This window comes from Marinobacter sp. B-21, assembly GCF_056857895.1.
The window spans coordinates 14,636-28,670 of the sequence record NZ_JBSXNZ010000033.1 but is presented as its reverse complement, the minus strand read 5'-3'; the positions used below and the strand labels follow the sequence as shown (position 1 = coordinate 28,670).

At 53.7% G+C, this 14,035-nt stretch carries 8 protein-coding genes and 1 pseudogene; 2 read left to right on the top strand and 7 right to left on the bottom strand.

The features are described from left to right. Positions 1–512: 512 nt before the first annotated feature. The 5 genes from AC13C0_RS01325 to AC13C0_RS01305 all read right to left on the bottom strand — a co-directional run bounded on the left by AC13C0_RS01325 (position 513) and on the right by AC13C0_RS01305 (position 7,045). A complete protein-coding gene (locus tag AC13C0_RS01325; protein WP_341581977.1) occupies positions 513–977 on the bottom strand; it encodes a hypothetical protein in 465 nt (154 codons plus the stop codon). After that, positions 974–1,849: an RHS repeat domain-containing protein gene (locus tag AC13C0_RS01320; protein ID WP_482953819.1), complete on the bottom strand. Its 876-nt coding sequence runs from the start codon at positions 1,847–1,849 to the stop codon at positions 974–976. The genes AC13C0_RS01325 and AC13C0_RS01320 overlap by 4 nt, the downstream gene beginning before the upstream one ends. Before the next feature lie 20 nt (positions 1,850–1,869). Then, entirely contained in the window at positions 1,870–5,331 is a 3,462-nt protein-coding gene (locus tag AC13C0_RS01315) for an RHS repeat domain-containing protein (protein ID WP_482953818.1), read from the bottom strand. A gap of 64 nt (positions 5,332–5,395) precedes the next feature. Next, positions 5,396–5,704, bottom strand: a complete 309-nt coding sequence (locus tag AC13C0_RS01310) for a hypothetical protein (protein WP_375191214.1) — start codon at positions 5,702–5,704, stop codon at positions 5,396–5,398. 351 nt (positions 5,705–6,055) lie between these two features. Continuing rightward, positions 6,056–7,045, bottom strand: a complete 990-nt coding sequence (locus AC13C0_RS01305) for a DNA-binding protein (protein ID WP_482953817.1) — start codon at positions 7,043–7,045, stop codon at positions 6,056–6,058. Between the two features lie 324 nt (positions 7,046–7,369). Between AC13C0_RS01305 and AC13C0_RS01300 the strand changes: the two genes are divergently transcribed. Both AC13C0_RS01300 and AC13C0_RS01295 read left to right on the top strand, forming a co-directional pair. Next, positions 7,370–8,629 carry a site-specific integrase gene (locus AC13C0_RS01300; protein ID WP_104417068.1) on the top strand — a complete coding sequence of 420 codons (1,260 nt, stop codon included), beginning with the start codon at positions 7,370–7,372 and terminating at the stop codon, positions 8,627–8,629. Between the two features lie 7 nt (positions 8,630–8,636). Then, positions 8,637–11,675: a Tn3 family transposase gene (locus AC13C0_RS01295; RefSeq protein WP_258075655.1), complete on the top strand. Its 3,039-nt coding sequence runs from the start codon at positions 8,637–8,639 to the stop codon at positions 11,673–11,675. Between the two features lie 1,033 nt (positions 11,676–12,708). Here AC13C0_RS01295 and AC13C0_RS01290 read toward each other — a convergent pair. Next, a pseudogene (locus AC13C0_RS01290) lies at positions 12,709–12,840 on the bottom strand (Tn3 family transposase); the annotation flags it as partial. A 149-nt stretch (positions 12,841–12,989) separates the two neighbouring features. Next, the gene (locus AC13C0_RS01285) at positions 12,990–14,018 is read right to left on the bottom strand and encodes a hypothetical protein (RefSeq protein ID WP_482953816.1); all 1,029 of its coding nucleotides are present in this window, start codon (positions 14,016–14,018) and stop codon (positions 12,990–12,992) included. Positions 14,019–14,035 lie beyond the last annotated feature (17 nt).

Sequence of the window (14,035 nt, the reverse complement as noted above, 5' to 3'; positions counted from 1 at the left end):
TGTACAATTTTCAGTCAGGATCTCGCTGGGCGTGTCAACCGTTAGTTTTGGCGGAAGTTTCATGAGGCGTTTTCCTCGTGTGTTTGTGAACCGTAATTATATGATATCTCTGGATAAACGTCACTAATTCAATGACGTTGGAGGGTTGGCAGACAAACGTGAAAAATTCCCCAGAAACACGCCCAACCCATTGAATTGCCTAATTTTAAGGTAGGTTTTTATTTAACTTCATCTTCAACACCCGCGGCTCGTCTGAGCTTTGAACTCTCCTTAAGGGGCAAGCTCGGCCAGTTTCAAATCAAATAGAGGGTTGGCAGACAAACGTGAAAAAAAGTCCGAAAATAGCCACAAAGCGCTGAAATAGAGCCTGTAAATAAATTTGTGTATTTGCCTGCACCATTCCGCACGAACCAGTCCCCATCGCTCGCGTCAGATTGGCTATCCACCAGATTTGACAATTTCTCTGACAGCATCGCGCAGTAGTTAAGTGTCCTTGCCTACACCCACTGGGATTACAAAGTCTTTGTGAAAAATTTACAACCTCTATTTCTTGCGCAAATTATACGCCCCTCTTCATCAAGACCCGTCACATACTCCAACCCTTCGAGATCTGCCTCATCGAAGATTGGATTCCAAAACTCAACAAATGAAAACTCAATGTCAGTATCGCTTTTCGGAATCTTATTGTAACGATACTGGCATTCAGAAAAGCCATCTTTCAATCCAACAAGTAAAGACTCACCAGCACTCACGCGAACAACTATCTCCCTATTTGTCTGCGCCCACATTTCGTATTGATGAGATATCGAAAGATCAAACCTCTCTGCCAAATGATTAACAACTAAAGCCCTGAAGGCGTCCTCAGTTAACTCATCCCACTCATCGCTGCCCTTGTACAGTCCAATAACGGCTAAGCTATTTGCGATAGAAGCCAAAAGCTTTTGGAAGTTCAGAATTATTTCAGTAATGTCCATCATAGTTTATTAAGTATTTTCAGTTCGTCAGCGGATGGCGAGCCAATTTTTCTGAAAGTTTCCCGTGTTGTGCCATCCGGCAAGGGGTTGGTTACCCTCTCTTTCACCCTCTGAGGAGTAATTTCTCGAATAATCCTTCCATTCTCATCTGTTATAAACGCGCGTTTCCCACCTCCTTTCCTGGCGACATCGGCCCCCCTAACGATCGAATTAGGATCGCCACGGAAATTGAGTCGATCCTGGACATTTTTCAATCCTGGAGCCCTATTTGGAGAAACCTTCAGGCCCTTCGTAACATTCGCACCCCTCAGCCCCATTCGCATAGCGGAGCCGACAGCCTTTACGCCCGTCACTCCAAAGGTTCCAGCACCAGAACGATTGATCGAATCGGAGGTTTCCTCCATAGTCGCGACTTCAAGGCCTATACCCAGAGCCTCCAACGCCATAACCCCGAGTATCGGCACAATCGGAAACGCCAGTTCACCGTCCGGGTCGGCATAGCTATACGGATTATTATTCCCGTACGCATAGCGGTTAAAGGAGTGGATATTTGTTTCGTGCCATTTCACTGGGTCAATGCCCGTGAACCGACCGATAGATGAGGTGTACCAACGGGCTTTGTGGTCGGCCAGGCCCGTTTCTTCATCCAGCCAGTTACCGGTGTAGCCGCGCTCGTCGGTATTAACCGTGAGTTTCAATCCCCAGGGGTCGTAGGCCTGTTGCCATACCACGGCTCCGGTACTGTCAGTCGCCGCAATGGGCGAGCCCAGGTGATCGTTGTGATAGTAGGTCACCACCTCAGCGGCGCTGAGGGGCAAGGCGGTGAATATGAGCACGGCCAGGGTGGCCAGCGTGTTCCAGATAGTGCGTGTCATAGCGTTGTCCTCCCTAACCGTTACTGGCCAACCACAGTGGTGTCATCCACCGCCTTGGCGGCGGTTTTCGAATCCACGTAGATGTACTCCTTGAATCCGCCTGCTGGCTCGTATTCACCCAGCAGGTCACCCATCATCGTGTATAGAACGTGAGTGTCTTCGGATGGCGAACTCCGGCTGACCCGGGTATTAGCTCCATCGTATGCGTAATCAATCACATCGGTACCGTTATCAATGGAGGCGAGATTTTTTGCGCCGTCGTACACCATGATGTTCGGGCCATCACTCGTCATGTTGCCCCGAGTGTCGTGGGTGATGGTGTAGAAAAAGGTTGGAAAAACGCGGTAAGTCATTTTGTCAGAGTTGTAGTAGTACTCCTGCAGACTGCCATTACGATCCCGTGTGAGAATATTGCCCCGGCCGTCGTAGGTGATCGTCTCAGTCCCCCATTGCCCGACTGCCGACGTCATTCGGTTCACATCGTCGTAACCAATCGTGTGGTTATGGAGTGATCCAGCGTTGTCGACAATGTTGGTAACGTTGCCAACGTTGTCGTAGCCCATACCCAGATCGACAAAGTCCACCTGGCCGTTATTGGCCACCAGCGTATCAGGCCGCAATCGGCTATCCAGGGTCTGGGTGGTCACCACGCCGTTGCCGAAGGTCATGGTATCGACTGCTCCGGAGGGGTGACGATCCACAGACGCCACATAAGGTGTTGCCTGGGTCTGCCAGCCCAGGGCGTTGGTGCCAAAGTTCACTGTGCGCCCACTGGGGTACGTCACTGAAGCCAGATGATCCAGATTATCAATGCCGTAAGTCACGTTGTAGGTGGCGCTTCCAACAGTCAATGATTCGCTTTCGAGGTTGTCATTCTGATCGTAGGTGTAGCTGCGATTGGCTGCCGAGTTGGTTAACGATGTCAGGTTGCTGTTGTCATCATAGGTAAAAGTGGCCGTTGGGGTGCTATCTGAGTAAGAAACGGTGGTCAGGCGGTTGAGATCGTCGTAGGTCCGCGTTTCAATGATACCGCTGGTACCGATTTCCTTGCTCGTCATATTACCGACGTTGTCGCGGCCATAGACCGTGGTTCCTGTCTCCTGATGGATTTCCTGCATCAGGAAACCGCGTGCATCATGAATATACTGGCGGGCGTAGCCAAAAAGGCTTCCATCCGTCTGAATTTCCCCCTGAAAAACGCGGTAGACCTGCCCCAGGCCGTTCCTCGAGATGCTAGTACCGATGCTTTCGGGCGACGAGATGAAGATCAGCCAGCTGCCGTCCATAGTGCCATGGCTGGCGATGGTCTTTATGGTTACATGGCCGTTTTCATCCACCTCTCGAATTTCATACCCACTTGGGTACGAATAGGTTTTCGAGGTCTGATCGGGAAAGTCGATGCTCGTTACTCGCTGCAGAGCATCGTAGGAGATAGTTCTGCCCTGAGCGCTGTTGGGGTAGCTCTCAAAGGTCATATTACCCACCGCGTCCCAGGCCTTGGTGACTTCGGTAGTCGTATTGGTGCTGGTGTCTTCACGCTTGATGCCAAGGTCGCGCCAGAAGCCGTCGAAGGAACGGGTTTCCTTGTAGCTCCCCCGGGTCAATACGGCCGACTTGTCATCGTAGCTGATCAATACATCTGCGTGTATGGGGAAGTCGATACCGGTCAGGCGGTTCAGGTCGTCCCAGGTGTAGGAGGCAATGTGTCCTTCACCATTTGTGGACGAGGCCAAGGTACCGTCCGCATTGACAATCCGCGTCTCTGAAATGGCTTCGGGCCGATTGATAACCTGAGGTGTGCCCCGGTAATAGTTTGAAAAGGTAGTTACATGATTGTTGGCATCGGTGATCGAGGCCATGTCGCCTTCAGGGGTGTACGTGTAGGTGGTCAGAACGCCCGACTTGTCTTCTGTCAACATATTCCCGGCTGAGTCGTAAGTTCTGTCGGTGACCCACTGGGTGACCGGCGCACTGTTTGGATAATCAATCGTTTCCTGAGTCACCAGACCAAGGATCCAGTCGTTGGCTGAATGACTGTAGGTGCGGGTGCGAGTCCGATCGGAAGTGGCGGTGGTATTGGTGGTTTCAATGATGGTTTGCGGCTTGGCGTACGTATCGAAATTGGAATATTGGGTTTGTACGGAGGTGCCTTGTCGCCAATGCGTCATATTGGTCAGCAGCGGAACCTGCGTATCATTATCAATTCTGCTGGTATCCCGCCCATGCCAGAAGTTTTCATTGGAAAGCAGCATGCTGCTGTACTGGTAGGAGTACTGTTCCAACATCGTTCCTTGAAGGTCGTACACTTCCTCGTAACGCTTGGTGCCAATTTCCCAGACATTGGCGCTGGTGGTGTAGCCGATGTGGTAGAAGGTGCGCTGATGGTCCGGTGCCACCATGTGGGTTTCGTCATAACCATACTGCCCGTTGTAGGCTGGTGTGTAGGTGTAGGACCAGGTGCCCGGCGTTATGTCGCGGCCGCTGTTTTGCTTGCCAGTCACAACCGTTGTTGCCTTCTGGGCACCGAAGTTGAAGTAAACATAGTCATAGTCGTAGTCGATGATGCCGCCGGAGGGATAGGTCACGGTATCGATCGCGAGGCTGGCGGCATCACCGTTGGTGGTGATTGGGTAATAGGTGTAGTTCCAGCTCTCACCGTCTGGACGGGTCACTGTGGTTAGCTGTGCAAAGTCCGGCGTGGTGTTGTTGGTGTAGGTGTGGCTGTAATTCCAGGTCTGCCCATTGGCGGTAATGGATGTAAGTCGAGTGTTGTCGCCACCGGTATTCGCATAATTGTAATTTACCGAGCGCCCGTCACTGGTAAAAATCGACTCAATGTACGTGATGCTGAACGCATTGGTGTTGTAGTCAATGGTCATCCAGTTGCCGTTGGCATCCTCGATGCGGGTCGCGTAGATCTTCAGGCCCTCAGAGTCGTTAGCCCGGTAATCCATGGTGTAGGTGGTGCCATCCGGTGACTTCACGATCACATCGCTGTTGCTGTTGCAGTTAGCACTCCACCACTGTTTGGTAATTAGCTCAGGGCTGTGTTGATCCGCGAGTACCAGCAACTGGCGGCTACCGTCGGCCAGCTCCAGAGAGGGGTTGTCGAGCACATCCACTGAAAACAGGTTCTGACTGCAAACCTTATCAGCGTTGCTGTCTGAAACGGCAATGCGGCCAAAATGCATGCTCCAGCCGTAGCCATAAGGGCTGTATGGCAAAAAGGCGTCTTGGGGGTTGTTGTAGATCCGATTGATGCGGATATCGAAGCCACCGTTACCGGGCACGACGAGATCCGTGTAGCTCAGTTGCAGTTGACCAGAGAATGGATCGATCTCTTCCCCGAAATTCTGGTTGATGGTTTCCTTGAACGGGTTCAATCCTGGTTCTTCGTAGTAATCGCGAATGTTGGCCTGGGCAGTTGAGGCAAGCGCGGTGCATGCGATTAGGCAAGACACAACTCGAATGCGGAATGACATCAGTCACCTCCATGTGGTTTGGGCGTGTTCGGGGCTAGGCATCACTCACGATGCCAAGTGATAATCAGGAGTTCGGATCAGCAATAATTGAGCGAGCCTTGATTTTTTGGGCTTCGTGCTTCTCCATGGTTCTAGCGGCTTTGGGAGCGTTAAGTGACGCCGGCGCAAAAGACGGAAGTCTCTGTTGCGAAGCCTTGTCAAATGATGAGGCTTGTCGTGTGGTTGAAGCCGAATTTCTGTCCGAAGCACCTACCGTAAATGGCAGGCTTTCAATCGCTGAAGCCCCGTCCGGGAATGCATGCGGTTTCTCTGCGACCACAACTGAAGACATCAGTGCGGAGAAAAAAGTAAAACTGATAGCGGTAAATTTCATGTATCCACTCCCTGTGTGCTGGTCAATTTCCGTACAATCCAAGATGGGCCAAGGCTGATCTTTTGTCCAAGCGAATTTACAAAACGGCACATGTTTCAATAAACGGACACGTTTTGGCAAAAACCTGTCCCTAGGCGATGAAAAGGCAGGGCAACACGCCGTCCTAAATCCCTCATCCAAACCACTCGGACGCCCCCAATGAAAAACACCTGTGACTTGAGCCACAACAGCCTTGCAGTAGGCTTTAAAACACAGTCTGGAGGCATTTCAAGAAACGGGATATCTCAATTTTATGTCGCGGTCACGAGCGATCTGCTCCTTTCGTCAACAGACCGTGTCTTTACGAATGCATTAAGGGGCCCTTCTGATCGTCTCGTCGGAATCGTTGCCAGCGCTCAAACGATCCAACAGCTCATTCTTCACGCTCAGCTCGGTTTCAAGCTGCTGAACCCTCGCTTTCAGTTGGTCGTTCACGCGCTGCTGCTTTTCAAAGGCAGCCTTTGGTTGACGTAACGCTAAGGCTTGCTGCTCTAACCGCACCGTTTTGTCGACCAGACGACGATTTTCGCGCTCCCGCTCGCCAAGTTGCTGCGTCAACTGATCCGACTGCTTTCGAACTTCAGTCACCTCCGTGAACAGCCGGGTAATCTCACGGGTGGCCTGGGTCTGCTCGTCGCGTTTCACGGCCAGGGCTTGTTGCAGGTGGCGTTGCTCTTCCTGGACTTGCTGGATCTGCTGCTCATGCCGCCGCTGATCCTGCTCGCGCTGCTCTTGCACAGAGCCGCGATAGTGCTCTAGTGCCTCGCGGGCATGTCCGTGCTTTTCTTCCAGCGAGTCCACCTGGCGCTGCTTGTCCTGTACCTGCTCAGTCAGACTTTCAATGCGTTGGGCCTGTGCGCGGTTATCGCCTTCGAGTGTCGAGAGCGCCTTCTGAAGCCTGCGGACTTCGGACTGTAACTCATCCCGCTCCTTAGCCAGCGATTCGTTCTGCGCCTGGTGTTGCCGGGTCTCAGCGGTCTGTGCCTTCAGGGTTTCCTGCAAGCTGGCGACCTCGGCCTGGTGGCGCTGTTCAGCCCGTTCGATGGTCTCCTGCGCGTCCTGGCGTAATTGCCGGGCGAGTTGGCCAACCAACTCGGTGACCTGGTTGCTCAGAAGCGCTTCATCATCCAGACGGGTGCTTTCTCGTGCCTCAATCGCTTTCAGATGGTTGCTGATGGTGGTCTTTGAGCCAGTGTTGCCCAACGCGGCGCGTATGGCGTCGATGGAGGGGTGAACATTGCGTGCCAGAAGACGTTTTCGGGCGTCTTCGACCAGGGGTTGGGTGATGCCGCCTCGGGCCATGGTGGTGTCCTCATGCTTATTTCATACCGTATTACGTAATACGTTATTACATACTATATACGTTAGAAATATAGTTGAAAAGAACAGCAAAACAAACATGTGATAATCCAGAGTTATCCATTGTGATGCTCATTTCGACGGCTATACTGACCGATGCTCGGTACGATATGACTCGAGTTGCCGCCCCGGACCAAGGCCGCACCAGGAGATCAAAAATGCACAAACAAGCCGAACCACTCGATCAACACGAGTGCGAAGCAGCCGAACGTTGGATAAGGGAAGCGACAAGAACATTGCCGAAATCGGACGACGCTGGTGCGCCCAATGACGGTTGATCGGTACGTTCGGGCTGCTACCCGCGACAATACCCGACGGAGCTACCGATCCGCAGTCGAGCATTTTGAGGTGACCTGGGGTGGGTTTCTGCCCGCAACCGCCGACAGCGTTGCTCGCTATCTCGCCGATCATGCCGAGAGGCTTTCTGCCGCCACCCTGAAGCAGCGCCTGGCGGCGCTGGCACGCTGGCACCGGGACCAGGGTTTTCCAGATCCGACGAAAGCTCCTTTAGTGCGCACGGTTCTGAAGGGCATTCGCGAAGAGCATCCCTACCGGCAAAAACAAGCCAAGCCACTGGCCATCACCCAGCTCCAGCAACTGGATCAGTGGCTGGCCGAACAGATCGCGCAGGCGCGTCAGCATGATTCAAGGCGCCTCGGGGTCTGGTTACGCAATCGGGCTATGGTCTTGCTCGGATTCTGGCGAGCCTTTCGCAGCGACGAACTCTGTCGGTTAACCATTGAAGATGTCGCACTGGCCCCCGCTGCCGGTATGTCCTTGTACTTGCGGAGGAGCAAGGGGGATCGTCAGGCCGATGGTCGCCTGTACAAGGTGCCAGCTCTGAGGCAGTGCTGTCCCGTGGACGCCTGTCAGGATTGGCTGGACTTTTTGAACCAGCCCAGCGGTGCGCTATTCAGGGCGATTGATCGCTGGGGAAATATTTCCAATACTTCATTGCACCCGAACAGCATCGTGCCGGTACTGCGCCAGCTTCTGGCCGACGCAGACATTGACGCTGTGGAAGCGTTCAGCAGCCACTCGCTGCGACGCGGTTTTGCCACCTGGGCCAGTGCTTCCGGTTGGGAAATCAAAGCGCTGATGGAGTACGTCGGTTGGCAGGATACCCAGACCGCCTTGCGATACATTGAAGCTAAATCGCCGTTCGAGCAGGCCCTGATGCAAATCCCAACCCAAGTGGCGTCGTCTGTCGGCCAACCACGCCTGGCGAGCGTATTCGAACCGCGCCACCGGGCATTGACCGTCCAGCTCACCCTGGAGCCGCAACGTCCTCGCAGCCGGAAACACCACCAGGCCCGCACGGTAATCGAAGCCCATTGCCTGAAACCGTTCGAGATGGAACAGCAGAACAATGGAGACTACCGCATTGAGGTGCCTGCAACGTCGGATGAGCAGCTGGACGAAATGATGGACGACTTGATCGATGAGATACACCGCATTGCGTCCGACAAAGCCTGCTGGGTGGAGACACTGATCACGGACCCGGCCACCGGGCAAGCATGGGATTGAGCCGGTCATGAGTGCTATTCAGGAAACAGCCTATCCACGGTTTCGGACGGATATCCCGCAACAGGAACTTGATGCAGTGTACACGCCCACGTCCGGCGAACAGCGCTGGGCTCGTCGGCGCACCCGGCAGATCCTGGAGCGCTTCTTTTTATTGCTGCACCTGAAGGCGTATCAGAAACAGGGGTTCTTTTCCTCGTCGGTCGGTTTGCCGGGCGATTTGCGTCGTCACATTGCGCAGTGCCTTGGTCTCGACAAGCAACCGACCAAAGCCCAACGACAACAGTATGATCGTTCTGCCACCCGTAAACGCCATATCCCGTGGATTCGAACCTATGTGGGCAGCCGGACTCTGGACGAGGCGGCTCATGCTTGGCTATCGAGCCAAGCGAAGAAAGCCGCCGAGTCCCGCGAGGTGCTGGCCGATATCATCAATATCCTTCTGGAAGAGTTGGTGCGTCACCGTTTCGAAATTCCCGGCTTTACGGTGTTATTGAGGCTCGCCAAGAATGCCCGGGCCACCGTCAATGACCGCTGTTACCGGTCCATCGTCAGCGAACTCAACGACGAAACAAAGGCACTGGTCAATGACTTGCTGGTATCGCCACCGGGAATCGAGATCAGCGGTTGGCAACGGCTGAAGCGAGAAATCCGCAAGCCGACCAATAAAGAAATCCGGTCCTACCTGCAACACCTCAAGTGGCTGAAGGATATCGTCGAGCAATTGCCGGGTGTCAAATCAATTCCCGTGATCAAGCGGCGACAGTTCGCCCACGAAGCACGAGCGCTGGATGTGGCCAAAATGGCTCGAATCCCTGCGCGTAAACGCTATGCCCTGGCGGTGGTCCTGATCCGGCAACAGTATGCCCAGGCGCTGGATGATACCGCCGAGCTTCTGATCAAGCTGATGAGGCAACTGGAAACCACCGCCCAGCAAAATCTCCTGGCCTATCAAATGGAGCAGACCCAGCGCACCGATCGACTGGTCTCCTGCTTTAAAGACGTGTTGACTGCCATGGAGGCCGAGCCGAACCCGTGGCAATCGCTTCAGGCCGTTGTCGGAGACAAGCGCCAGGAGTGGCTGGACGAATGCGAGGAGCATCTGGCCTACGCGGGCAATAACTACCTGCCGTTCATGTTGCGACCGTTTCGAACCAAACGCAGCCTGCTGTACAACTGCCTGGAAATACTCACGTTTCAAAGCACCTCCAGCGACTTACTGTCGATTCAACTGATCGAGTTACTCCGGAAGACCCGTTCATTGAAAGCCGAGACGTTGGATTTGCGGGTCCATTCGCCGGATCTGGTCGAAATCATCCAGCAGACCAAGTGGACGCTCGAAAAGTGGCGCCGTCTGATTTTCATCCGGCCGGACAGTGTGACGGTTCACCGTAAATATTTTGAGTTGGCCGTTTTGAATCTGGTGAAACAGGAACTGAAGTCTGCCGATCTGGCGGTTGTTCACGGGGATCGCTTCGATGACCATCGCGATCAACTGGTGAGCTGGTCGGATTACGAGCAGGAAATTGATCAGTACGGGCTGGAAGTGGAGCTTCCCATCGAACCGAAGGCTCTCAGCCGCCATCTCAAAGATCAGTTGACTCAGGTAAGCCGCTTGGTGGATGCCGCCTTCCCGGACAATACACACGCCGCAATCGAAGACGGTCGCATCGTGATCAAACGCAACCAGAAGCAGGGGTCACCGACCAATTGGCAGGCCCTGGATGACGACATCACGCGGCGGCTTGGCACCCGCAGCATCGTCGACGTACTGGTTGATGCGGAGCGATGGCTTGGGTTACACCGTGAATTCGGGCCACTGTCAGGCTACGAGGGGCGCGTGGAAAATCCCAGGCTACGGTTCATCGCTACGCTCTTCTGCTACGGCTGCAATCTGGGTCCCTCCCAGACGGCGGACTCTATCAAGCAACTGAACCGTCGCCAAGTGGCCTGGCTCAATCTCAACCACGTCACAGAAGATAGACTGGACCGCGCGGTCGTCAAGGTCATCAACGCGTACAAAAAATACGAACTGCCCGGTTACTGGGGCACAGGCCGACGGGCTGCCGCCGACGGCACTAAATGGAACCTCTACGAGCAAAACCTGCTCAGCGAATACCACATCCGCTATGGCGGTTACGGCGGTATCGGTTACTACCACGTCTCGGACACCTACATCGCGCTGTTCAGTCACTTCATCCCCTGTGGGGTTCACGAGGCGGTGTACATCCTCGACGGATTGCTTGAGAACCAGAGCGATATCCAGCCGGATACCTTGCACGGTGATACGCAGGCCCAGAGCTATCCCGTTTTCGGGCTGGCGTACCTACTGGGGATCAAGCTGATGCCGCGTATCCGGAATATCAAGGATCTGAACTTCTACCGGCCCGACAGGCGGTTCCGTTACGCGCATATCGAAGAGCTGTTCAACGGTCATATAGACTGGGCGCGGATTGAACGACACCTCCCGGATATGTTGCGTGTGGCCGTGTCCATCAAGCTTGGTAAAATTACGGCATCAACGATCCTGAGGCGGCTGGGAACCTACAGCCGCAAGAACAAACTGTATTTCGCCTTCCGGGAGCTGGGTAAGGTCGTGCGGACCGGTTTCCTGTTGAACTACATCGACGATGTGGAATTACGTCAGACCATTCACGCCGCAACCAACAAGAACGAGCAGTTTAACGGGTTTGCAAAATGGAGTTTTTTTGGTGGCGAGGGCATCATTGCGGCCAACCTCCGGCACGAACAGCAAAAGGTGGTGAAGTACAACCACCTGGTGGCGAATATGCTTATCTTACACAACGTCGAAGCCCTCAGCCGGGTGTTACGCGATATGGCAGCGGAAGGGATCGCCATCACCGAAGATGTCTTGAAAGCGCTATCGCCGTACCGAACCCGTCATATCAATCGTTTTGGAGATTACACATTGGACTTTAGACGTCCGGTAGGGCAGCAGTTGTTTGATTTGAAACTTGCTGAGCTTACCCCTCAAGGGACGGCCGGTGATCAGGTTAACCCCAAACATGAGCCGAAAAATACGGGCTAAACTACAACTAATTCATTTGGTTAGGGGTGTTTTTAGACTATTTTTCACGTTTGTCTGCCAACCCTCATATTGACTACGGAGAGCCGCTGGGAAAGTCGGTAACGTCGAATTTGCCGGCACCATTGCGTGACGTGGCCGAAGCGTGCAACGAGCACTCCGCTTTTGACGTTGTTGAATTCCGGCGGATTTCGCCGAATTCACATGCACTTATTGTCGATGTTGGCGATGGGACTTTTGATGCCAAGAATCGGGTCGGAATACGCCGCTTTGAGCGCCTGGCGCTGGTTTATAGTTCCAACCTTGGCTTCCCTTGGGAGGTGAGGGCGCTTCGCTCGGATTTCCCAGTCACCATGCATCAAAACCATGTAGAGCCCAACTCACCACGTTGAGGGTTGGCAGAGCGGATGTTGTCGTGGGTGCGAGACATGGACGATGAGACCTGGAAGCAGAAGGAAGACGACATGATGGCCAGGGTACTGAGCCTGTCCACGCCGCACCGGCCCAATCTGATGCGGCGGTATGTTCGGTATGCCCACTAGCCAAGCGGTGGAGCCCTCACGATACTGAATAACACGCGGCCTTACGCCGATGTTTGAAGGCTTTCATCAGAATCACGGCCGCCGCAAGAACCCACTGGATTTGGTGAGCTCGAAGAAAACATTCTTTGGCTCGGTCTCCTTGCTAGCCTCGAAAGAGTAGGTGTTATCAACTCCATTCGCGGCTCCTCTCACTTGTGCAACGTTTGTTCAGCACTTTGTGCAATCGTCCACTAAAAAACTCGTGAGCAAAAAGATACACCGCACCTTATTTAACATAATATACATTATGCGCAGTATTGTGTGACGTTTAGTTGTGTTGGTTGATCAGAATGGATGTAGATTTCAGATGGGACTGAGATTCGGTCGGGTTCTACCCCGTTCCTGTGGCCATTCCTGAAAAGAGGCACACTGTGCGAAAGGAATGTTCATGTCCAAGCGCAGAAATGATAGCCCAGAATTCGAACTGATAACCTGTTAGGTGGAAACAATGGAAGGTTGTACTTCACCACTTTTTGCTGCTCATGCCGGAGGTTGGCGGCAATGATGCCCGAACCACCAAAAAAGCTCCATTTTGCAAACCCGTTAAACTGCTCGTTCTTGTTGGTTGCGGCGTGAATGGTCTGGCGCTGCTGGTCCGGAAGGCCGTGCTCGTCATAAGCGTGTGGGCCGTAATAGCTATCGGTCATGCTCGATACGTCCTGAATCATGCCGGGTCGTGTCTTTGTGCAAAGGCGCTGGAAACGCCTACGGTTCTTGCTGACGAGATCATACGAAGCTAGCTTGCATACCGCACATGCCGCCGCATCAGATTGGGCCGATGGGGTGTGGTCAGGCTGCGTACCTTAGCCATCATCTCGCTTTCTTTCTGCTTCCAGGTCTCATCTTCCATGTCTCGCCAGTAACGAGCCGGTCGGTTCGTTTTCTTGTCGTATTCAGCGGTAACCGGATCGTGAGGGCGAAATTCTTCCCAGAGCGGGATGTCAGGCAGGGGGCGGCTGGTGTCCATGAAGTTCTGGAACATGTCCCACAGGGCAAAACATTCCTCGCCACGCACTTTGCCGATGAGGTTGCCCAGCGGTATCAGGATGGGCCGATAGCGGTGGACCAGATAAAGAGTATGCACCACTTGGCCGGGCGGAATGATCTCGTTGGTCAGGTAAGCGTCGAACTCGTAGAACGGGGCGCTGTCTTTTTCTGGCTTTCCGGCTTTACCCCAGCGACCTTTTTTGTCGTACCGAAATAGCGTAACCAGACCGGTGCGGCGGTTGAGTTCCCACTCGGGGCCTTTGGAGGGCTTGATGGCCCAGCGAGGGAAAAATTTGAATGGGGAGGCGCCTATAAACCATACAGCAAGGGGAATGCCAAAAAAATACGGAACCGCTTCCAATATCTGAAGGCCCCACTCAGCAAACGATACGCTCGAAGATGTGTTGGATAGATCCACAAGAGATGCAAGAAAGAAAAACGGAAGCATCCCTAAGAAGATAACCTTCCCAAAGATCGCGAGAATATTGAAAAAATTGGTCCGAAAAGCCGGAGGAGCATGGCGATACCTCTGGTGGTCAATCCGCTGATGCAACTCAATATGCTCAAATCCGGACGGTTTGGATTCGATTTTCCGCAGCACCTCCGGACGGAACCGCTTCCTGAAAGATTGGGGCACAACGTCCTCTGTTAGTCCCCAGGGCAACCGCATATCGAACGTTCGGTTAAACCAGGACCGACCGGGGTCAGCGGTCTGGCGCTGCTGGTTCGGTACGCCGTGCTCGTCGTAAGCCTGTGGGCCGTAATAGCTATCGGTCATGCTCGATACGTCCTGCA